The organism is Glycomyces endophyticus, from assembly GCF_039531525.1.
Taxonomy (GTDB): domain Bacteria; phylum Actinomycetota; class Actinomycetes; order Mycobacteriales; family Micromonosporaceae; genus Glycomyces; species Glycomyces endophyticus.
Window position 1 is genome coordinate 1 of the sequence record NZ_BAAAQF010000024.1, and the last position, 21,364, is coordinate 21,364.

A 21,364-nucleotide genomic window follows, 5' to 3' on the forward strand; every position below is an offset into this window, starting at 1 on the left:
CCTCCGGCGAGGTCGACGCCCTCGTCGCCGTCCTCGAGGCCGGCGACGACGCCGACGACCGCCTCACCGTCCTCGCCGACGCGCTCGACGCCTTCCCCCACCTCCCCTCGGCCGTCGTCGCCATGGGCCACCCCGAACCGCCGCACCCGCTCGGCGCCGGCCGGCCGCCCGTCTTCGCGTTCCCCGAACCCGCAGTCGCCGCCCTCGGCCGCGCCGCCGACTACGCCGCCTGGCGCGCCCGCCCCCTCGGGAGCCGCCCCGAACTGCCCGGCGTCCACCGCGACCGCGCCCGCGCCATCGTCGACCGGCTCCTGCCCGCCGGGGACGGCTGGCAGACCGCCGCCGACGCCGCCGCGATCCTCGCCTGCTACGACATCCAGCTCATCGAGGCCCTCCACGTCGTCTCCAAAGGCGAGGCCGTCGCCGCGGCCCGCGCCGTCGGCTACCCCGTGGCCGTCAAGGCCGAGGACCCCGACCTGGTCCGCGGCGCCGCCGAAGGCAGCGTCCACCTCGGACTCAGCGACGCCCACGAGGTCCGCACCGCCTTCGCCGACGTCGCCGCCCGCATCGAAGGCGACGAGCAGGCATCCGTCGTCGTCCAGCCCGTGCTCGACGCCGGCATCGAACTCGCCGCCGGGATCGTCCACGACCCGCTCTTCGGCTCCCTCGTCGTCCTCGGCGCGCCCGAGGACCGCCAGTACCGACTCCTCCCGCTCACCGCCGCCGACGCCGAGTCCATGTGGCGGTCCCTGCGCTCGGGCGACCGCCTCACCGAGTACCGCGGCACCCGCCCCGTCGACCTCGACGCCCTCACCGACCTCCTCGTCCGGCTCGGCCGCCTCGCCGAGGACCTCCCCGAGATCGCCGAACTCGAACTCAACCCCGTCATGCCGCTCCGCTACGGCGTCCAGGCCGTCGACGTCAAGCTCCGCCTCACCCGCGCCGCCGCCTGACCCCCCGATTCGCCGGTTTCGCCCCCGCCGGCGGCGGGCGGGGGTACACAGGAGCAAACCCGCGAACACGAGGAGCCGAGATGTCCGAAGACGACGGCAGGCTCGCCTGGGCCACCGCAGGCGCGGTGGCCGCCGGCGCGCTGATGATCACCGTGGGCCTGTTCCAGCTCTTCGAGGGCATCGCGGCGGTCGCGAACGACGCGCTCTTCGCCACCGTCGGCGACTACACCTTCGCCATCGACACCGCCGCCTGGGGCTGGATCCACATCGTGCTCGGCGCGCTCCTCGCCCTCACCGGCATGTTCGTCCTCATGGGGCGGTCCTGGGCGTACGGCGTCGGCATCGGCCTCGCCGCGGTGTCGGCCCTGAACCAGTTCTTCTTCCTGCCGTACTACCCGCTGTGGGCCCTGCTCATCATCGCGTTCAACGTGTTCGTGATCTGGGCGCTGGCGGTGGTCCTCGCCGAGGTCAACGCGCCGTCCTGACCCGTCGTCCCCGGCGATCCCGGGCGCCGGGCCGGTCGCCTAGGATGGTACTGACCGACCAGCCGGTATGTAACGGCCCGCTGCCACGCGAAGGATTGGACCAGCCATGGCGATCGCGACGATCAACCCCGCCACCGGAGCGACCGAGCACGAGTTCGAACCGCACGGCCCCGAGGAGGTGGAGCGACGGATCGCCCTCGCCCGCAGCGGCTTCGAGACCCTCAAGGCCACCACCTTCGCCGACCGCGCGGCCTGGCTCCGGCGCACCGCCGACCTCCTCGACGCCGAGATCGCCACCACCGCGCGCCTCCTCGTCGTCGAGATGGGCAAGCCCATCGCCCAAGCCGAGGCCGAGATCCGCAAGAGCGCCAAGGGACTCCGCTTCTACGCCGACCACGCCGAGGCGTTCCTCGCCGACGAGCCCCTCGGCGACCCCGCCGCCGTCGGCGCCTCCCGCGCCTGGACCCGGTACGAGCCCCTCGGCACCGTCCTCGCCGTCATGCCCTGGAACTTCCCGGTCTGGCAGGCCCTCCGCTTCGCCGCCCCCGCGCTGGCCGCCGGGAACACCGGCCTGCTCAAGCACGCCTCCAACGTCCCCCAGACCGCCCTCTACCTCGACACGCTCTTCGAACGCGGCGGCTTCCCGCCCGGCGCGTTCCAGGCCCTCCTCATCGGCTCCGGCGCCGTCAACGCCGTCATCGAGGACGAGCGCGTGCACGCGGTGACCCTCACCGGCTCCGAGCCCGCCGGGCGCGCCGTCGCGGCCGCCGCCGGCGCCCAGATCAAGAAGACCGTCCTCGAACTCGGCGGCTCCGACCCCTTCGTCGTGCTCCCCTCCGCCGACCTCGACGCCGCCGTCGCGACCGCGGTCAAGGCCCGCACCGTCAACAACGGCCAGTCCTGCATCGCCGCCAAGCGGTTCATCGTCCACACCGACGTCTACGACGAGTTCGCCGCCCGCTTCGCCGAGGCCGTCGCCGCCCTCGTCGTCGGCGACCCCCTCGACCCCGCCACCGAGGTCGGCCCCCTCGCCACCGAGGCCGGGCGCGACGAGCTCGCCGAGCTCGTCGACGACGCGGTCGCCAAGGGCGCCGAGGTCCTCGCCGGCGGCGGCGCCCCCGACCGGCCCGGCTGGTACTACACCCCGACCGTCCTCGCCGGCCTCGGCGACGACGCCCGCATCGTCCGCGAAGAGGCCTTCGGCCCCGTCGCCACGCTCTACCGCGCCCAGGACGCCGACGACGCGGCCCGCATCGCCAACCAGACCACGTTCGGCCTCTCCAGCTCGGTGTGGACGAACGACGCCGACGAGCAGGACTGGTTCATCCGCCGCCTCGACGCCGGCGCGGTCTTCGTCAACGGCATGACCGTCTCCTTCCCCGAGCTCCCGTTCGGCGGCGTCAAGGACTCCGGCTACGGCCGCGAGCTCGCCGCCGCGGGCATCCGCGAGTTCACCAACCTCAAGACCGTCTGGAAGGCGTGACGGTCAAGCGCTCTCCTTGCGCCGCACCAGCTCCTCGATCCAGACCGGCGCGTACGGCGACGTGCACCCCGGCGACGTCGGGTAGTCCTTGAGGACCTCCAGCCGCTCGCCGATCGCGATCGCCCGCGCCCGCAGCTCCGGGCGGTCGATCCCGATCTGCGCCAGGCAGTGGTTCATCGCCCACTGCAACCGGTCCGGGGCGTCCTTCATCTCCGCCTCGATCACGTCGAGCAGCCCCGGCAGGTCCAGGCCCGCCGGCCGCTTCGCGACGCGCTCGGTCGTCAGCGCCCACGAGCGCGGCCAGCTCCGCCATGACCTCGGCGGTCGTGGTGTCCATCCCCCGATCCTAGAACCCCAGGACGGCCATGGCCGCGTTGTGCCCGGGGATGCCGCTGACCCCGCCGCCGCGCGCCGCGCCGGCCCCGCAGAGCAGCACGTTCGCGTGCGCGGTCTCCACGCCCCAGCGTCCGGCGGCCTCCTCGGTCCGGTACGGCCACGACAGGTCCCGGTGGAAGATGTTCCCGCCCGGCAGCCGCAGGTCCCGCTCCAGGTCGAGCGGGGTCTTCGCCTCGATGCACGGCTCGCCGTCCCCGTCCGTCGCGAGGCAGTCGGCGAGCGGCTCGTCCAGGTACGCGTCGAGCTGCCCGATCGTGGCCTCCAGGAGCGCCGCCTTCGCCTCCCGCTCGCCGGCGCCGCGGAACAGCCGCGCGGGCGCGTGCAGCCCGAACAGCGTCAGCGTCTGGTAGCCCTGGCGCACCAGGTCCGCCCCGAGGATCGACGGGTCCGACAGCGAGTGGCAGTAGATCTCCGAGGGCGGGCGCGAGGGCAGCCGCCCCGCGGCCGCCTCGGCGTACGCCGCCTCGAGCTGCCCGTACGTCTCGGAGACGTGGAACGTCCCCGCGAACGCCTCCCGCGGGTCGACCCCGGTGTCGCGCAGCCGCGGCAGGCGCGTGAGCAGCATGTTGACCTTGAGCTGCGCGCCCTCGGCCGGATCAGGGGCCGGCGCGCCGAGCAGGCCCGCCAGCGCCTCGGGGGAGGCGTTGACCAGCACGTGCCGGGCCGCGACGGCGCCGGGTCCGCCCTCCGCCGCGAACGCGACCTCGGCCCGCGCGCCGTCGGTGTCGATCCCGGTGACCTCGTGCCCGGTCAGGATCTCCGCGCCGGCGGCCCGCGCGGCGGCCGCGAGCTCGTCGGTGAAGGCGCCCATGCCGCCGACGGGCACGTCCCAGTCGCCGGTGCCGCCGCCGATGACGTGATACAGGAAGGTGCGGTTCTGCCGCAGGTCCTCGGCCCAGGCGTGGGTGAAGGTGCCGATGAGGGCGTCGGTGAGGACCACGCCGCGGACGAGGTCGTCCCGGAACCCCGCCTCGATCGCCTCCCCTAGGGGCGCTTCGAAGAACATCCGCCACGCTTGGTCGTCGCCGACGCGCCGGCGGAGCTCCGCGGCGGTCGGCAGCGGTTCGGTGAGCGTGGGGAAGACCCGTGCGGCCACGGCGGCCGCGGTGCCGTAGAACGCCTGCCACGCTTCGTATTCGGCGTCGGAGCCGGTGAGCCGGGCGAAGGACTCGCGGTTGCGGGCCCGGTCGCGGGTGACGAGCAGGCCGGTCGCCCGGCCGCCGCGCTCGGCGGGGGTGTACGAGGAGACGTCGCGCTTGCGCACCTGGAACCGCAGGCCGAGGTCGGCGACGATCTTCCGCGGCAGCAGGCTGACCAGGTAGGAGTAGCGCGAGAGCCGGGCGTCGACGCCGGGGAACGCGGGTGCGGAGATCGCGGCGCCCCCGGTGCGGCCCAGCCGCTCCAGCACCAGGACGCGCCTGCCGGCGCGGGCGAGGTAGGCGGCGGCGACGAGGCCGTTGTGGCCGCCGCCGACGATGACGGCGTCGTACGAGGTGTGATCAGGCATGCACCTTCCTAACACGACCGGAAGTGTTTGCTGTGCAGACGTTCAGGAAACTTTGTCTATGCAGCGCATCCCCCTATAGTGGGACGTACCGAGCAAGAGGGGGTAAACACTATGGGTTTGCTGGACAAGTTCAATGAGCTGAAGGACATGGTGACGGGCGCCGTCGAGGAGGCCAAGGGGCAGGCCGGCGAGATGGCCGGCGACGCTACCGGCGAGGCCGGCGCGGCCTACGAAGAGTACGTGGGCGACGCCTCCGGGCAGGCCGGCGACGCGGTCGCGGGGGCGCAGGACGCGGGCGACTACGTGCAGGACGCCCAGGACGGCGCGCAGGGCGCCGTCGACGACTTCCGCGGCCAGCACGGCATCTAGAACGACGTGAGCGGTGCCCCCGGCCTCCGGGCCGGGGGCACCGCTTCATCCTTTGAGGCCGGTGTGCGCCAGGCCCTCGACGAACTGCCGCTGCGCCACGACGAAGACGATGAGCACCGGCAGCGCCGACAGGGTCGCCGCCGACAGCTGCACGTCCCACATGGGACCGCCGTACGCATCGGTGAACTGCGTGAGCGCCTGCGGGAGCGTGAACTTCTCCGGTGTGGACAGGAACACGACCGGCTCCAGGTACAGGTTCCAGCTGTGCAGGAACGAGAAGATCGCGACCGCGCCCAGGGCCGGGCGCGACAGCGGGAGCGCGATCCGCCAGTACAGCCCGAAGCGGCCGAGACCGTCCATGCGCCCCGCCTCCTCGACCTCGGCGGGCAGCGCGATGAAGAACTGCCGCATGATGAGCGTCGCGAGGACGCTCGGGGCGCCGAAGACCGGGACGAGCAGCAGCGGCCAGTGCGTGTCGACCATGCCCCACCCGTTGAACAGCTGGAACAGCGGCACGATGGTGACCTCGCTCGGGATGAGCAGGCCGACGAGGACCACCAGGAACAGCAGGTTGTGCCCGGGGAAGCGGATGCGCGCGAACGCGTACCCGGCCAGGGAGGACACCGCGAGCGTCCCCACGGTGACGGCCGCGGCGATGTACATGCTGTTGAAGTACTGCTCGGCGAACGGCGCGAACTCGAAGACGCGCCCGTACGCGCTGAACGACGGGTCGGTCGGCAGGAACGTGGGCGGGAACGCGAAGATCTCGTTGGCGGACTTCAGGCTCGAGGTGACCATCCACCAGGTGGGGAACATGAACGGGACGGCGAGGACGCACAGCAGCCCGTAGAGGGTCAGCTTCGCGCGCCGCGAGCGCGCGGTGGTGAGGCGCTCAGTCTTCATGGAAGACCCACTTTCTGCGCATCTGCCACTGGATCACGGTGAGCACCAGGACGATCGCGAACAGCAGGACCGAGAGCGTCGCGCCGTAGCCGAAGTCGTGGAACTGGAAGGCGTTCTGGTACAGGTAGTAGACGAGGACGGTGGTCGAGGTGCCGGGCCCGCCGCTGGTCAGCACGTCGATCTGGGCGAACACCTGCAGCGAGCCGACGACGGTGATGATCGAGGTGAGCAGGATCGTCGGGCTGATCATCGGCATCGTGATGCGCCGGAACCGGGTCCACGCGCCCGCGCCGTCGATGGTGGACGCCTCGTACAGCTCCTTCGGCACGCCTTGGAGCGCCGCGAGGAACAGGACCATGTTGAGCCCCACGTTCTTGAGGACCTGGACGACGACGACCGCGATCATCGCAGTGGTCTCGCCGCGCAGCCAGTTCGGGCCGTCGACGCCGACGACGGACAGGAGGCCGTTGACGCCGCCGTCGTCCTGGAGGAGGAACCGCCACACGATCGTCCACGCCACCAAGGTGACCGCGACGGGGGAGAAGAAGATCGTGCGGAAGACGACCGTGCCGGCCAGCTTCTGGTTGAGCAGGACCGCCAGCACCAGCGCGAGGCTCAGGTTGAGCGCGACGAGGCCGATCGAGAACGCGGCGGTCGTGCCGAGGACGCCGGGCAGCGCCGGGTCCTGCGCGAGGCGCTCGTAGTTCTCCGAGCCGGTCCACGTGAAGCCCCCGGCGAGGACGTTCCAGTCGTGGAAGCTGTACCAGAACATCAGGCCCAGCGGGAGCAGCACGAACAGGGCCGTGCCGGCGAGCTGCGGGGCGACGAACAGGAATCCGGCGAGGTGGTCGCGGCGCCGGGCCGTCCACCACCCGGGCCGCCCCGGCCGGGACTGCGCCCGGCCGGGGACGGCGGTGTCGGCTTTCGTCGCCGTCATTGCGCCAGCAGCGGGTCGATGGCGGTGCACAGCTCGCCGAGGACGCCCGCGACGTCGGCGTCGGCGGTCCACAGCGGGTCGAGCGCGGCCCGCACGGCCTGGTCGAGCTGGGCCTGGCCGGTGTGGCCGGGCTTGACGACGCCCGCGTCGATGCGGTCGATGACGACGGTCTGGAGCTGCTCGGGCGTCAGCAGCGGGTTGGCCTGGCCGAGGACCTCGGCGGTCAGCTGCGACTCGCGCGGCGGCGGGAAGTACTGGGCGAGTTTCGCGGAGTTCTCCGGGTTCGTCATGTACGCCAGGAAGTCCGCGGCCTCCTCCGGGTGCGGGGCGACGGTGAGGACGCCGAGCCCGGCCTGCCCGATCACGGAGTACTCGCCGGCGGGCCCGGCCGGGAGCGGCACGAGGTCCCACCCGAAGGGCGCCTCCGCGAGGAGCCCGGCGCGGGAGATCTGGGTGACCGTCATGGCCGCCTCGCCCGCGAAGAAGTCGGCGGTGGTGCCGGGGCCGGGCATGGCCTCCTGCGCGAACACCGCGTCGTGCATGAACGAGAGCGCCTCGACCATCTCCGGGTCGTCGAACCCGCACTCGGTGCCGTCCTCGCTCCACGCCCGCGCGCCCCAGCCGGTCCACAGGGTGGAGAGGTTGTCCCAGCCGGAGTAGTCGAAGTCGCGGATGACCAGGCCGTCGGTGCCGGTCGCGGCGTGGACGGCCGCGCCCGCGGCGACCACGCGCTCCCAGGTCCACTCGCCTGAGGCGATGAGTTCGGCCGCGGTGGGCTGCCCGGCCTCGGCGAGGAGGTCGTTGTTGACGAACACGCCGAACGGCGAGGTCGAGAACGGGTACGCGTACAGCTCGTCGTCCTCGCGCCACAGTTCGGTCGCGGCCGGCACGAGGTCGTCGTACTCGTACCCCTCGGCCTCCGACAGCGTCTCGCTCAGCGGCGCGAGCGCGCCGCTGGAGACGAAGTCCGGGGCGGCGCTCTCCAGGATCCACGCCAGGTCGGGTGCGTTGTCGCCCGCGATCTGCGTGGTCAGCGTGCTCGTGTAGCCCTCGAACGGGAGCGGGTCGAACTCGATCGCCTCCACGTCGGGGTGGTCGGCGATGTAGGCGTCGGCGATCTCGTTCAGCATCGCGAGGTGGTCCTCGCTGGCCGACCACGTGGTCATGCGCAGCGTCACCGGCCCGTCGTCGCTTCCGCCGCCGCAGGCGGCCAGGGCCAGCGGGGCGGCCCCCGCGGCGGCCAGCAGTATCCGTGCGTGCTTCATCAGGGGTCGTTCCTTTCGGTTGACGGCATTGTCAAGGGCGCGTTGTCAGTAGGCGGCGACGTCGGGCCAGCGCAGTTCGAAGCCTTCGGCGGTCAGGCGGTCCTGGAACTCGGCGAGGAGCGCCGGGTCGTCCCCGACCGCGCGCGGCGGCAGGTTGCGCTCGAAGCTGAAGGCCGCGAGGGCCCCGGCGGCCTCGCCGATGTTCCACTCCACGGGGTGGAGCCGGTAGCAGCCGTTGGTGATGTGGGTGGTGCCGAGGTTCTTCCCGGCGGGGAGGAGGTTGTCGACCCGCACCGGCAGGAGTGCGCCGAGCGGAATCTCGAACGGGCAGGAGGCGACGTCGATGTAGTTGTCGCCCCCGGTGGAGGGGTGGAGGTCGATGCGGTACATGCCGATCCCCACGCTGTCGTGGTAGGACACCGCGCCCTTGTCGCCGCGCACCGCCGCCGAGAGGTCCTGCTCGACCACCGTGTACTCGGCCTTGATGCGCCGCGACTCGCGGTGGTAGGGGGCCTGGGCGAGGCCGTCGGTCGAGCCCGTGACGTCGCCGCGCAGGCGCAGCCCCGGCCAGCCGGCGCCGCCGTCGGCGCGCGGCGCCTCCGTCTGGAGCCAGTACAGGACGCTGCGGGACAGGCCGCGCGCCTTCTCCAGATGCAGTGCGGCGTCCGGGTTGTCGATCACCGGCGCGAGGAAGTAGTCGATCATCGGCCAGTTGACGAGGGTGATGTCGCTGGCGTACGCGCCCGGCGTGAAATTGCGGCGGGCGGCGATGCGGCGGAACGTCCACAGGTTCATGTCGCCGCCGCCGCGGCGCTGGTCGCCGACGACCGCGAGCGGGTCGTCGTCGGGGTTGGGCTCGAAGGTCCGCTCCGCTGCCTCCAGCGTGCGCGGGTTCGGGGCCCGGAAGCCGAGGAGGTTCCCGCCCCAGAAGTCGGTGCGGAACCCCCGCCAGAAGTCGTAGTCGGCGGGCTTGTCGATCGTGTGGTCGCCGTCGACGTGGTCGATCGCGAAGCACACCGAGACGGCCTGCATGTTGTCCGGCTGCGCCTCGTCGGGCGCGCTCGGCTCGCCGGTGTCCTTCGCGGACTCGAACCCGGTGGTGTACTCGGTCCCGGTGAGCGGCAGCAGCTCTCCGGTCTCGGTCGCGTCGAGCACGTACGGCGCGCCCACGGTGATCCGCTCGCCGGTGTCGCGGTGCGCGAGGGTGACGGCCTCGACCCGGTCGCCGTCCACGTCGGCCGCGACCGGCCGGTACGGCTGGAGGAGCCGCAACGTCCCCGACCCGAGGTAGGGCGCGAGCATCGACTCCAGGACCGCCACGGCCACGCGCGGCTCGTGGCACAGGCGGCTGACGTGCCCGCCGCCCGGGTTCAGGTCCCGCTTGGCGCGGGCGGCCTCGGTGAGCGGGTAGTGGCGCCGGTAGTACTCCCTGATCCCCTCGCGTAGCCGCCGGTAGGAGGCGGTGACGCCGAACTGCTCCACCCAGGACGACTCGTCGGGCGGGACGGCCTGGCTGGTGAGCTGGCCGCCGATCCAGTCGTACTCCTCGGTGAGGACGACGCGCCTCCCGGCGCGCAGCGCGGCCAGCGCGGCGGCGACGCCGCCGAGTCCGCCGCCCACGACGAGGATGTCGGCTTGCAGTTCCTGCTTCAAGATCGGTTCCTTCCGGTGGGTGTCGGGGCCGGTCCGCGTTCCGGGGGGAATCACTGGACGGGCCCCAGGGTCGCGCCGTCGTGCAGTTCGCACGGGAGCAGCCGCTGCGTGTCGGTCGCCGCGCCCTCGATGAGCGCGAAGAACACGTCGAGGGCCTGGCGGCCCATCTCGCGGCGGGGGATGGTGAAGCCGGCGACGTCGAGGTCCATCGACACCGGCCGGGTCGGGTCGCCCAGGGCGACGAGGGAGAGGTCCGCGGGGACGCCGAGCCCGCGCCCGCTCGCCCAGGCGGTGACGGCCGGGGCGTCGGCGGGCTCCTCCAGGAACAGCGCGGTCACGCCTTCGGCGACGGCCGCGTCGAGCGGCGCCGCCGCCGCGGCCGCGATCCGGCCGTACTCGACGCCCGCGTCGGCCGCGGCGGCGCGGAACCCGCGCAGGCGGTCCGCATAGGACTCCGGCCCTTCGCCGCTCCCGACGTACGCGATCCGCCGGTGCCCCAGGCGGGCCGCGCGCTCGACGAGCGCGGCGGTGGCGGCCGGGTAGTCGGCGCCCACATACGGCACCGGCCCGCCGGCGTCGTCGCGGCGGCCCACGGACACGAACGGGATGCCCTCGGCGACAAGGCGTTCCAGGTCCCCGCGGTCGACCTCACGGCCGAGCACGACGCAGCCGTCGGCGAGGCGGATGCGGCTGCCGTCGGCGAACATGCGCCGCCGGCCCCCGTCCACGGGCGCGCTGGTGAGCAGGAGCAGATCGCAGCCGAGCCGTTCGGCCTGCTCCTCGAGTCCGAGGAGGAACGGGTGGAAGAAGTCCCTTGCGCCCGAGGGGAAGACGGGCTCGTAGGTGAACACGCCGATGATGCGGTTGTACTGGTCGGCGAGGCGCCGGGCGACCGGGTCGGCGACGTAGCCGGTCTCGCGGATGGCGTCGAGGACGCGCTGCTGCGTCTCGGGGGCGATCCTGACGCCGCCGTCGAGGCGGTTGTTGAGCACCAGGGAGACGGTGGCCTGGCTGACGCCGCTGATGCGGGCGATGTCGCGCTGCGTCACGCGGCGGCGGGGTCCGGTCACGGAGGGGCCTTTCTCGACGGGCTCATAATGCGTATAACCACTGGTGCGTGTGATCATGTTGCACGTCGATTTTCGGGCCGTCAAGATGATAATCCGTATTATCATCTTGACGGCCGCTCACCCCGGAACGGACACTTCTCCTCCAAAGGCCCACCGCGGTGCCTCTGCACCGCCGCGCACCGGAGCACGGCGGCGACCGCGCGGGCCGGACAGGAGAGCGTCATGGACCCCGAACGACGACCCTTCGGCCGCCGCGGCCTGCTGCTGGGCGCGGCCGCCCTCGGCGCCACCGCGGCCCTCGGCGCCGCCCCCGCGGCCGCCGTCCCCGCCGGCTTCCCGACCTTCACCCGCCTCGGCGCGGCGATGGACAGGAGCACCCTCAGCTACGCGCCGGCCCGGCGCGAGATCATCTTCCCCTCGATCCGGCACGTGGCCGGACGGGTGCAGAACCCCTTGGGCGCCTGGTACATGTACTACGCGCCCCACGACGACCCGGGCGGGATCTGCCTCGCCTACGCCGACTCCCTCGCGGGGCCGTGGAAGGAGTACTCGGCCAACCCCATCATCTCCAACACCTGGTCGCCGCACTACCCGACGGTGCCGCACGTGTCCAGTCCGCACGCGCACTGGGCCGACGGGAAGATGTACCTGTACTTCCACGGCGACAACCGCACCACGCGCGTCGCCACCTCCACCGACGGGCGCAGCTTCACCTACGGCGGCACCGTCCTCCACACCTCGATGCTCCCCTCGAACGTCACCGAGGCGTCGTACGCGCGGGTGTTCCCGCACCCGACGCAGTCGGGGGTCAACATCATGCTGTTCATGGGGAACCAGGCCGGGACCCGGAAGATCTTCATCGGCTGGTCGCACTCGCTGACCTCTGGTTGGCAGTTCAAGCAGCAGCCCCTCATCTCGCCCGCCGCCGGCGAGGGCGGGCAGGTCTCGGGGGCGCACTACTGGTCGCAGAACGGCGGCGGCCACGTCGTCTTCCACGGCGGCGACGGCAGCATCCGCGTCGCCCGCGTCGGCACGAGTTTCGACCGCGAGGAGCACCTCGGCGTCCTCTACACCGACCCCGTCGCCACCCGCGCCGCCGCACCGAGCTTCGCCGAGGAGAACGGCCGCATGTACATGTTCTACGAGGCCGGCGCCCGTTCCAACACGAACATCGCCATCGCCCGCGCTTGACGCGGGAAGAGCGGCCCCGCCCGGAACAGGGGCGGGGCCGCCGGTCGAAGCGACGCGAGGTCCTTCGCGTGCGTGCGCCTGCGTGCGCGCAAGGGCGAAACGTGAGCGGAGGGTCCTGGCAAATCGGACATCGATGGGCCCCCGGTCTTAACCCTGCCTCGCGGGTACGACAGCGGTCCCGGCCTGATCGGCCGAGTCTCGCGGGTAGGTTTGCCGGAGGAAACGGACCGAGGAGAGGGACCGCATGAGCGACCAGGCGCTGACCGCGATCGGATTCAACCGGAACGACGGCGGGGAGGCGACGCTGGCCGAGTACCTCGGGCAGGTCGTGCTGGTCGTCAACACCGCGTCGAAGTGCGGGCTGACCCCGCAGTACGAGGGTCTCCAGCAGGCGTACGAGGAGTACCGGGAGCAGGGCTTCACGGTCGTCGGCTTCCCGGCGAACGACTTCATGGGGCAGGAGCCCGGCACCGACGAGGAGATCGCCGAGTTCTGCTCGGTCAACTACGCGGTGACCTTCCCGCTCATGGCGAAGATCAGCGTCGCGGGCGAGACCCGGCACCCGCTCTACACCGGGCTCGTGCAGCGCCGCCCCAAGATCGACGGCAAGCCCGAGGCCGAGACCGCCGACGACCCCGAGATCCTCTGGAACTTCGAGAAGTTCCTCCTCGGCCGCAACGGCGAGGTAGTCGCCCGCTTCGCCCCCACGGTCACCCCCGACGACCCGGCCCTCCGCAAGGCCATCGAAGCCGAACTCGCCCGCACCGCCTGAATTCAGGAGCCGCCGCACCGAAGTTCGGGAACCGCCGCACCGGCCTGCAGTGCCGGACCCTGTTCTGCTCAGGGCAGAACAGGGTCCGGCACGATTCCGTCGGCGGTCGCAGCAACCGGCTCCGGCCCGCTCGGGAACGGACTCCTGCAATGCGGCGAGCCGTCAACGGTGTCGGCCGCACCGGCCGCACCGGTTTGCGGCCCGCCGCCGAGCCGGGCCGAGCACTACCGAGCCCGGCCGGGCGCCACCGATGCGACACGGGTCAGCGCCGGTCTCGCCGACCAAAGCCGCAGGACGGCCTGTCGAAGCGCCGGTCCGTCCCGGCCGCAGGCCGGGCGCACCGTTCCTCGTGCCGCTCACCGATCCGCTCGTTCGACCGAGCCTCAGCTCCGGTGCACCAGGCCCGCTTCGTAGGCCAGGATCGCGGCCTGGACGCGGTTCTGGAGGTCGAGCCTGGTGAGGATCGCGCTGACGTAGCCCTTGACCGTGCCCTCGGTCAGGAACAGGCGCGAGGCGATCTCGTGGTTCGACAGGCCTTCGCCGAGCAGGCCGAGGACCTCCTGCTCGCGCGGGGTCAGGGCCGCGATCCGGTCGAGGCCGGGCGTGCGGCGGGTCAGGCCCGCCGCGCCCATCTTCGCGATCACCCGGTGGGCGATCCGAGGCGAGAGGTAGGCCGCGCCGTCGGCGACGGCGCGGACGCCGAAGACGAGCTCGCGCGGGTCGGCGGCCTTGAGCATGAAGCCGCTGGCGCCCTCGGCGAGCGCGCGCATCACGTACTCGTCCTCGTCGAAGGTCGTCAGCATCGACACCGCGGTCGCCGGCACCGTGCGCCGGATCTCGGCCGCTGCCGCCAGCCCGTCGAGCCGCGGCATCCGGATGTCGAGCAGCGCTACATCGGGCCGGTGCGCCTGCGCGAGCGCGACCGCCTCGACCCCGTCGGGCGCCTCGGCCACCACCTCGATCCCCGGATCGGTCGCCAGGATCGCGGCGACCCCGGCCCGGATCATGACCTCGTCGTCGGCCAGCAGCACCCTGATCATGCGTCTCCTCGCAACGGCATCTCGGCCTCCACGGCGAACCCGCCGTCCCGCGGCCCCGCACTGAACGTGCCGCCGAGCAACCGCACCCGCTCGGCCAGCCCCGCCAGGCCGGTTCCCGACCCCGCCTGCCCGTGCAGCGTGGTCCCCGACCCCGCCTGCGCCAGCATCGCGGGCCCCGACTCCGCCGAGTCCGGCAGCCTGGGGCTCGACCGCGCGGGCGCCGGCATTCCGGTGCCCGATCCCGCCGAGTCCGGCAGCCCGGTCCACGACCGCGCTGTCGCCGTCCCGGCACTCGATTCCGGCAGGGCGGTCCCGGATCCCGCTTGTTCAACCGCGCTCGCTTCGTTCACCACCGCCACCTGCACCGTCTCGCCCGCCCGCTCGACCCGGACCGCCACCGCGCATCCCGGCGCGTGCTTGGCGGCGTTCGTCAGCGCCTCCTGCACGATCCGGTACACGGCCCGGTCCACGACCGCGCCGGTCGGCGCGGTCTCGGCTTCGAGTCGCACGTCGAGCCCGGCCGCGGCCGCGCGGTCCACGAGGTCGCGGACCGGTTCGTCGAACGGGGCGACCGGGGCCGCCTCGTCGCGGAGCAGGCCCAAAGCCTGCCGGAGCCGGTCGGTGGCCTCGACCGCGTTGGCGCGCAGCGCGGCCGCGGCCTCCCGGTTCGCCTCCGGCAGGCCCGGCGCGAGTTCCAGCGCGCCGGCCCGCAGGGCGATGAGCGCCAGGTCGTGGCCGACCGAGTCGTGCAGGTCGGCGGCGATCCGGGCCCGCTCCTGCGCCTGGACGCGCTGTGCGACCAGCTCGCGCTCGCGTTCGAGCCGCGCTGCCCGCTCCTTCTCCGCCAGGTACAGCTCGACCTGCTGGCGCCGGTACCGGCCCGCGAACCACGGCAGCATCACGAACACACCCAGCACCAGGAAAGAGCTCACGGCCTCGTTGACGCTGACGAAGGCGATGCCCGCGGGGACCAGCGCCGAGGCCAGCAGCACGTGCGCCCCGTAGCGGCCGGCCCAGTGGCGGCCGTGCAGGTACGCGAGCACGGCCAGCGCCGGGAACAGCAGCTGCCGCCACATCGGCAGCGCCTCCGTGTCCAGTCCGTTGACCGCCGCCGTCAGCGCGATCGCCGCGAGTACCGCCCCCATGATCACGCCGCCGAGCCTACCGACCGCATCGCCGACCGCAGCCGCACCAGCCTGGCGACCGCCACCGCGAGACCCGCCGCGGCCGCGACCATGAGCGTCACCGTGAGCGGCAGCGCGAAGTAGAACATCTGGTGCCACGGGATCGTGCGCCCGCCGGAGATGAACGAGACCCCGGCCGGGTAGGCCGCCAAGGCGACCGACGGGAGCAGCACCGGCACCATGCGCAGGGCGATCCGCCACGCCCGCCGTCCGGCCCGCCGCTCGGCCCAGCGGCGCGAGCGGGCCACGCCGAGCACGCCGAGCGCGAGCGCCGCCAGCGAGACCGCGCCGAGGACCAGTTCGATGACCTGCCGGTCGTGTCCGGGCGCGGCCGGCTCCTCGCCCGCGGCGATCGCGGTCAGGCCCTCCATGGCGGCCCAGGTGACGTCGGTGAGTCCGGCGCCGGTGGTCAGCACGGCGACGCCGGAGCCGGTCTCGGGGTCGATCCACTGGACCGCGTTGTAGGTCATGAGGTTCCCCGAGTGCGCGAGGGTCCCGTCCGACTCGACGCTCCAGCCCATGCCGTAGTCCTGGACCGCGGACGGCTCGTGCATGGCCGCCAGGCTCTCGGCGCCGACCAGTTGCGTGCCCTCGCCGTTCTGGGTGACGAGCCACCGTCCCATGTCGGCGGCGCTGGTGATGATGCCGCCGCTGCCGGAGTCGTCGAGGAACCCGGCGGCCTCCTCGCGAGGGATCCACACGCCGAACAGCGAGTTGTAGCCGAGCCCCGGCTCGACGTCCTCGTCGCGAGTGGCGCTGTCGCCCATGCCGAGCGGCGTGAACACGCGGTCGCGCATGAAGTCCGCGAAGGACTGTCCGGAGGCGACCTCGACCAGTCGCGCCGCGACGTTGAGGTTCGCGTTGCAGTAGGCCCAGTCCGTGCCGGGGTCGGCGGCGAGCGAGTCGTCGCCGAGGCGGGACACGTAGTCCTCCAGCGAGGTCGCCTCCTCGAGCTCGATCGCGTCGACGGTGGTGTCGGCGAACCCGGAGGTCTGGTCGAGGAGCTGGCGGACCGTCACGTCCTCGGCGCGGGGGTCGGCCATCGCGAACTCGGGGAGCTGCTCGGCCACGGTGCCGTCGAGCGCGATCGCGCCCTCCTCGACCAGGATCATGACGGCCATGGCGGTGAAGGACTTCGAGACCGAGGCGACACGCATCGGGGTGTGCTCGGTGACCGGGTCGCCGTGGGAGTCGGTGCCGTACCCGGCCGCGAAGACCGTCTCGCCGCCGTGCGTGACGACCGCGGACAGGCCCGGCACGCCGGACGCGTCGACGAGTTCGGTGAGGTAGGCGTCGTACGCCTCGGGAGAGGGGTCGGCCGCGGCCCGGGCGGGGGAGGCGGGCAGCGCGACCGCCGCCGCGACCGCGAGCGCCGCACCGAACAGCTTGGGGACCTTGGGATTCACTGGATGGCTCCGTTCTGGGTGGGTACCTCCAGAACGGTATTTCCGGAGCCGGGCCCCGACCTCCCTCGAAAGTCCGGAACCACCCCTGACGAAAGTCAGGTATCGCGGCACCGTCACACCACGCTCCGTCGTGCACCTGATCGCCCGACTGGGAGGACTTGCGTCGGATGTCCGCAATCGTCCCACCATCCAAGAATCCCTACCGCAGGAATAGGGTTCCTGGTACAGTCGGAGCCATGCGAACCGCCGCGACACTCACCCGGCGGCGCGAAATCGATCAGATGCGCGCCGCGAGCGCCCTCTGTCGACCTCTGATGCGCTAGCCGGACGCGCACCCCGCGCCGTCCGGCCGATCCTCAATCGCACTTCGGGCCGCGAAGCGCCCGTTCCGATCACGCAACGCCCGAGCACCGTCCCCACCGGAACCGGCACCCGGGCGAGCCATCGACGAGGGAACCCACCATCATGTCCAAACGTCCCGAGCACGCGTTCAAGATGCGCCACCCCTACCGGCGCCGCATCCTCGCCGCCGCAGCCGTGGCACTCGCGGCCGCCGGCGTCGGCGCCGGCCTCGCCGACGCGGCCGCGGCCGAGTCCGGCGCCCCAGTGGAGCGGACCCCGTAAGGCCCGCCTCCACCGCACCCGGTCCTTCCGACCGCATCACCAGGCCATCGCGAACCGACCCAGCTCAACAGCACGAACGGCGTCCCGGGCGCCGATGACGGCACCCGCCGCCATCGGCGCCCGGACCCGTCTCCGCCACCTGGGCGCGCCGCTCCGGCGCCGCGATGCGATCCTGAAGCGCCGCACTACCGACGAGGAGAACCGCATGACGCTCCGGACCCTCCCGCCGCTCGCGCTGGCGCTCGGCCTCGCGTTGACCGCCTGCGGCACCGCCGAACCCGAACCGCAGCCGACCCGGTCGCCGACCACGGCGCCGGCGCCGTCCCCCTCGGCGACCGCCCCGGCCGCGCCCGCGGCCGTCCTGCCGACCGGTGAGCCCCGGGTCGTCGCCTCCGGCCTCGACACGCCGTGGTCCGTGGCCTTCCTCGGCGAGACCGCGCTCATCAGCGAACGCGACGACGGCGACGTCCTGGAGCTGCTGCCCGACGGCTCGACCCGCCTCATCGGCACCGTCGACGACGTCGTGCACAACGGCGAGTCCGGCCTCCTCGGCCTCGCGGTCGACGAGCAGGGCCGCCTCTACGCCTACTCCACCGGCCCCGACGGCAACCGCATCGAGCGGTACGCCCTCGCCGGCGAGCCCGGCACCCTCGCGCTCGGCGCGGGGGAGACCCTCCTCGACGGCATCCCCGCCGCCTCCAACCACGACGGCGGCCGCCTCGGCATCGGCCCCGACGGGATGCTCTACGCCGCCACCGGCGACGCCGGGAACCCCGACGACGCCCAGGACCTCGACAGCCTCGGCGGCAAGATCCTCCGCATGACCCTCGACGGCGCCGTGCCCGCCGACAACCCGTTCCCCGACTCCCTCGTCTACAGCTACGGCCACCGCAACCCGCAGGGCCTCGCCTGGACCGCCGACGGCGCCATGTTCGCCGCCGAGTTCGGCCAGAACACCTGGGACGAGCTCAACGTCGTCGAACCCGGCGGCAACTACGGCTGGCCCGAGGTCGAGGGGATCGCCGGGGCGAGCGGCTTCATCGACCCCGTGCAGCAGTGGAACCCCGGCGAGGCCAGCCCCAGCGGCATCGCGATCGTCGAGGGCACGGTCTTCGTCGCCAACCTCCGCGGCGAGGTCCTGCGCGCCGTCCCGGTCGCCGATCCCGGCAGCGCCACCGAGCACTACCCGGGGGAGTACGGCCGCATCCGCGCCGTCACCGCCGCGCCCGACGGCACCCTGTGGTTCACCACCAGCAACACCGACGGCCGCGGCGAGCCCGCTGGGGACGACGACCGCATCATCGCCGTCACCCTCGGCTGACGCCGCTCCAGGCGTGCACACGCCTGATCCGCCGGCCCGCACCGTGACGGCGAGCGGGCCCGGGCGACTCGCGCCCGGACCCGCGACACGTCCTAGTCCTGCCCGTACTCCGCCGGGTCGTACACCGGCGCCGGCAGCGACGCCGTGAGCGCGACCAGGTCGTCCAGGGCGAGCCCTTCGATCTCGCCCTCGTAGTTGAGGCTGAACTCGACGGCCCAGCCCGCGGGGTCGTACACGAGGACCCAGTAGGAGTGCGACTCGACGATGCCGAAGTCGCGGGTCGCGACCGTGCGCCCGTCGACCTCCGTCTCCTCGCAGGTGTCGTCCTTGTCGTCACCGGGTCCGCCGCAGCTCACCAGGTACGGCTCCGGGCTCTCCCCCTCGGGCGGCAGCCCCGGGAGCCACCCGCCGGGCAGGTGGTACGTGACCGTCGCCGACACGTCGTACCCGTCGGCATAGGGGTACGGCAGGTACAGGGAGCCGATGTACATGCGGAGGCCGGTGTCGGGGTTCTGCGACGCGCCCGCGTCGGCGAGTTCGGCGCCCGGGTGCGCGGTGTCGATCACGTCGAGCGCCGCGTCGACGCTGGCCTGCATGTCCGCCTCGGCGGCGGTCTCCCAGTCCTCGTCCCACTCGGGCGCCGGAGGGATCTCGAGCAGGTCGTCCGCCGGGGCGAGTTCGCCGGTGTCGTAGGTGAACTGCGGCATCGCGAGCATCGCCGCGGTCAGGTCCTCCACGCTCATCTCATGGCCCTGGCCCTCGCAGTCGAGGTCCCATGAGGACCGCAGCGCCGACCCGTTCGGGTACACCACCGCCGCCTCCAGCGCGCAGCCGTGGTCGGCGACCATCAGCGTGCGGCCGTCGTCGAGCGCCTCGCTCGTGAACGCGGGCGCGTCGTCCGTCCAGGACGCCTCGTCCGAGATGAGGTGCTGCGGGAAGGCGACGTCACCGGTCGGCCCGGGCTCGGCGGTCCAACCGCCGGGCTGGACAGCCGCGATCTCGAACGCCTGCTCCTCGGGCCGGTCGTCGCCTTCGTCGGCGACGTACCCGCGCAGGTACACTTGGCCCCCGGCCGCGGGCCAGTCCCGCCTCGAGAACTGGAGCGGCTGGTTGAGGTGGCCCAGTTCGGACAGGGCCTCCTCGTAGCCGATGCCGAACTCGTCCATGGCGGCCTGGATCTGGCCGTCGGACGGGCGCTCGCCGGCCAGGTCTCGCGCGTCGACGAAGCCGCCGTTCACCACGAGGTCGCCGAACGCGGCCTCGGCCGCGGCGTCGAGGGCGCCGGGGACGTCGTCCCACTCGTCGGCCCACGAGTTCCGCGGGTACGCGGCGGTGGCCGGGTCGAAGTCGAACCCCGCACCCGCCGGGTACTCGTGCGGGGGCGCGGACTCCGCCGCCGGGTCGAACACCCCGGCCGAGAGCGCGATGACGGCCGCCAGGACCGCCGCCCCCGAGGTCGCGGCGGCGCCGATCACGGCGCGGTGCCGGCGGCGGGCGCGGTAGCCGCCGCGCATGATCGTGTCGAGGTCGAGCGGCGCCTCCGTCGGCGTCGTGTCGGGTCGGGCCTGCCGGAACATCGTCCCGGTGTCGTCGTGCGGTTGCATGTGCGTCATCTCCTTCAGCTATGCCCGGACCGGTGAAGCGGATTCGGCGAGGATCCCGCGCATCTTGCTCAAGCCCTTGGCGCACTGGCTCTTCACGGTGCCCGGCGAGCACCCCATGGCCTCGGCCGTGTCCTCCACGGACAGGTCCTCCCAGTACCGGAGCACCAGGGAGGCGCGCTGCCGCGGCGGCAGCCTGTCGAGCGCCGCGACGACCGCCATGCGCTGGTCGACCCCCTCCTGGGGGTGCTCGACCAGAGTCGTCGGCATCTCGTCGCCGGAGGCGCGCTCGCGGCGCACCCACGCCAGGCGCCGGTGCGAGAGGTAGACGTTGACGACGATGCGGCGCACGTATGCGGGCGCGCCGTCCGGGTCCACGCGCCTCCACACCGCGAACGCCTTCGTCAGCGCCTTCTGCACGATGTCGTCGGCCTCGTACCAGTCCCCGGACAGCAGGTACGCCTGCCGTCTGAGGTTGTCGCGCTGGGCCAGCGCGAACGACCGGAACTCGGCCTCTTGCTGCTCCTTGCTCTTCACTGGGCCTCTTTCAGGTGACGGGTCGGGGGTCGTGCGCCGCCGTCTCGGTGTGGATGCGGCGGCGTCCGACACCGTTCATAGGTGGGCGGCCCGGAGGCGGGTTGCCCGGTTCGCGGTGCGCCGGAGTCAGACCGGTCACGATCCGCTCCGCGGCGTCACATCTCCGCCGGCTGCTCCGTCAAGGAGGCGAAGCCGCGACACCGAACGGAAGGAACGGGAACCATGACCGAGCAGCACGACGCAGACGAGGCCGCCGTCAGGGACCGGCTCGCCGGGATCATCGAGGCGCTGCGCGCCAAGGACCTCGCGGCGCTGCGGGCGATCTACGCCGAGGACGTCGTCTCCTTCGACGTCGAGCCGCCGCTCCAGCACGTCGGCGTGGACGCGAAGCTGCAGAACTGGGAGCGCGTGTTCGCGGTCTTCGCCGAGATCGACTACGAGCTGCGGGACGTGCGCGTCGCCGTTGACGGGACCGTGGCCTTCGGGTACGGGTTCGGTCGCCTCAGCGGCACCCTGCGGAACGGCGCGACGGCACCGGGCATGTGGGTGCGGGCCACGTTCTGCCTCCGGCGGACCGGCGGGTCGTGGCTGATCGTCCACGACCAGGTCTCCGTGCCGTTCGACATCCCGACCGGCATGGGCGTCACCGACCTGCGGCCGTGACACC

The 21,364-nt window shown here is 72.8% G+C and carries 20 protein-coding genes and 1 pseudogene; 9 read left to right on the top strand and 12 right to left on the bottom strand.

Going from position 1 to position 21,364, the window contains the following annotated elements; all coding sequences use genetic code 11:
* The 3 genes from ABD419_RS22270 to ABD419_RS22280 form a co-directional block, all read left to right on the top strand.
* A partial coding sequence (locus ABD419_RS22270; protein ID WP_344491398.1) for an acetate--CoA ligase family protein occupies positions 1–953 on the top strand: 953 nt, incomplete at its 5' end.
* Positions 954–1,033: 80 nt separating this feature from the next.
* A complete protein-coding gene (locus ABD419_RS22275) occupies positions 1,034–1,438 on the top strand; it encodes a DUF7144 family membrane protein (protein WP_344491402.1) in 405 nt (134 codons plus the stop codon).
* 106 nt (positions 1,439–1,544) lie between these two features.
* Positions 1,545–2,921 (top strand): NADP-dependent succinic semialdehyde dehydrogenase, encoded by a 1,377-nt coding sequence (locus ABD419_RS22280; protein WP_344491405.1) that lies wholly within the window; start codon positions 1,545–1,547, stop codon positions 2,919–2,921.
* Positions 2,922–2,924: 3 nt separating this feature from the next.
* Here the strand turns inward: ABD419_RS22280 and ABD419_RS22285 are convergent.
* A pseudogene (locus tag ABD419_RS22285) lies at positions 2,925–3,215 on the bottom strand (DNA alkylation repair protein); the annotation flags it as partial.
* 52 nt (positions 3,216–3,267) lie between these two features.
* Positions 3,268–4,824 carry a phytoene desaturase family protein gene (locus ABD419_RS22290; RefSeq protein WP_344491408.1) on the bottom strand — a complete coding sequence of 519 codons (1,557 nt, stop codon included), beginning with the start codon at positions 4,822–4,824 and terminating at the stop codon, positions 3,268–3,270.
* Between the two features lie 117 nt (positions 4,825–4,941).
* Between ABD419_RS22290 and ABD419_RS22295 the strand changes: the two genes are divergently transcribed.
* Positions 4,942–5,193, top strand: a complete 252-nt coding sequence (locus ABD419_RS22295) for a hypothetical protein (protein WP_344491411.1) — start codon at positions 4,942–4,944, stop codon at positions 5,191–5,193.
* A gap of 45 nt (positions 5,194–5,238) precedes the next feature.
* On the opposite strand, the gene ABD419_RS22300 is transcribed toward ABD419_RS22295, so the two are convergent.
* The 5 genes from ABD419_RS22300 to ABD419_RS22320 form a co-directional block, all read right to left on the bottom strand.
* Positions 5,239–6,096, bottom strand: a complete 858-nt coding sequence (locus ABD419_RS22300) for a carbohydrate ABC transporter permease (RefSeq protein WP_344491414.1) — start codon at positions 6,094–6,096, stop codon at positions 5,239–5,241.
* The gene (locus tag ABD419_RS22305; RefSeq protein ID WP_344491417.1) at positions 6,086–7,033 is read right to left on the bottom strand and encodes a carbohydrate ABC transporter permease; all 948 of its coding nucleotides are present in this window, start codon (positions 7,031–7,033) and stop codon (positions 6,086–6,088) included. Before ABD419_RS22305 ends, ABD419_RS22300 begins: the two co-directional genes overlap by 11 nt.
* Entirely contained in the window at positions 7,030–8,298 is a 1,269-nt protein-coding gene (locus ABD419_RS22310) for an ABC transporter substrate-binding protein (RefSeq protein ID WP_344491420.1), read from the bottom strand. The genes ABD419_RS22305 and ABD419_RS22310 overlap by 4 nt, the downstream gene beginning before the upstream one ends.
* Positions 8,299–8,343: 45 nt before the next feature.
* Complete coding sequence (locus tag ABD419_RS22315; RefSeq protein WP_344491563.1) at positions 8,344–9,939, bottom strand: FAD-dependent oxidoreductase; 1,596 nt, start codon at positions 9,937–9,939, stop codon at positions 8,344–8,346.
* A gap of 62 nt (positions 9,940–10,001) precedes the next feature.
* Positions 10,002–11,021: a LacI family DNA-binding transcriptional regulator gene (locus tag ABD419_RS22320; protein WP_344491423.1), complete on the bottom strand. Its 1,020-nt coding sequence runs from the start codon at positions 11,019–11,021 to the stop codon at positions 10,002–10,004.
* A gap of 222 nt (positions 11,022–11,243) precedes the next feature.
* On the opposite strand from ABD419_RS22320, the gene ABD419_RS22325 reads away from it, so the two are divergent.
* Positions 11,244–12,212 (top strand): hypothetical protein, encoded by a 969-nt coding sequence (locus ABD419_RS22325; RefSeq protein ID WP_344491426.1) that lies wholly within the window; start codon positions 11,244–11,246, stop codon positions 12,210–12,212.
* A 244-nt stretch (positions 12,213–12,456) separates the two neighbouring features.
* Positions 12,457–12,984 carry a glutathione peroxidase gene (locus ABD419_RS22330; protein ID WP_344491429.1) on the top strand — a complete coding sequence of 176 codons (528 nt, stop codon included), beginning with the start codon at positions 12,457–12,459 and terminating at the stop codon, positions 12,982–12,984.
* Between the two features lie 383 nt (positions 12,985–13,367).
* Here the strand turns inward: ABD419_RS22330 and ABD419_RS22335 are convergent, their stop codons facing one another.
* Genes ABD419_RS22335 through ABD419_RS22345 form a run of 3 tightly spaced genes read right to left on the bottom strand, consistent with a single transcriptional unit; the run spans position 13,368 to position 16,614 of the window.
* Positions 13,368–14,024, bottom strand: coding sequence for a response regulator (locus tag ABD419_RS22335; protein WP_344491432.1), 657 nt, complete (start codon positions 14,022–14,024; stop codon positions 13,368–13,370).
* Positions 14,021–15,169 (bottom strand): sensor histidine kinase, encoded by a 1,149-nt coding sequence (locus ABD419_RS22340; protein WP_344491566.1) that lies wholly within the window; start codon positions 15,167–15,169, stop codon positions 14,021–14,023. The genes ABD419_RS22335 and ABD419_RS22340 overlap by 4 nt, the downstream gene beginning before the upstream one ends.
* Before the next feature lie 2 nt (positions 15,170–15,171).
* A complete protein-coding gene (locus ABD419_RS22345; RefSeq protein WP_344491435.1) occupies positions 15,172–16,614 on the bottom strand; it encodes a serine hydrolase domain-containing protein in 1,443 nt (480 codons plus the stop codon).
* A gap of 465 nt (positions 16,615–17,079) precedes the next feature.
* On the opposite strand from ABD419_RS22345, the gene ABD419_RS22350 reads away from it, so the two are divergent.
* Both ABD419_RS22350 and ABD419_RS22355 read left to right on the top strand, forming a co-directional pair.
* Complete coding sequence (locus tag ABD419_RS22350) at positions 17,080–17,238, top strand: hypothetical protein (RefSeq protein ID WP_344491437.1); 159 nt, start codon at positions 17,080–17,082, stop codon at positions 17,236–17,238.
* A gap of 205 nt (positions 17,239–17,443) precedes the next feature.
* A complete protein-coding gene (locus ABD419_RS22355) occupies positions 17,444–18,559 on the top strand; it encodes a PQQ-dependent sugar dehydrogenase (RefSeq protein ID WP_344491439.1) in 1,116 nt (371 codons plus the stop codon).
* Between the two features lie 92 nt (positions 18,560–18,651).
* On the opposite strand, the gene ABD419_RS22360 is transcribed toward ABD419_RS22355, so the two are convergent.
* Both ABD419_RS22360 and ABD419_RS22365 read right to left on the bottom strand, forming a co-directional pair.
* Entirely contained in the window at positions 18,652–20,163 is a 1,512-nt protein-coding gene (locus tag ABD419_RS22360; RefSeq protein ID WP_344491441.1) for a hypothetical protein, read from the bottom strand.
* An 18-nt stretch (positions 20,164–20,181) separates the two neighbouring features.
* On the bottom strand, positions 20,182–20,697 hold the full coding sequence (locus tag ABD419_RS22365) for a SigE family RNA polymerase sigma factor (protein ID WP_344491444.1): 516 nt from the start codon (positions 20,695–20,697) through the stop codon (positions 20,182–20,184).
* A gap of 222 nt (positions 20,698–20,919) precedes the next feature.
* On the opposite strand from ABD419_RS22365, the gene ABD419_RS22370 reads away from it, so the two are divergent.
* Positions 20,920–21,360 (top strand): YybH family protein, encoded by a 441-nt coding sequence (locus tag ABD419_RS22370; RefSeq protein WP_344491447.1) that lies wholly within the window; start codon positions 20,920–20,922, stop codon positions 21,358–21,360.
* Positions 21,361–21,364 lie beyond the last annotated feature (4 nt).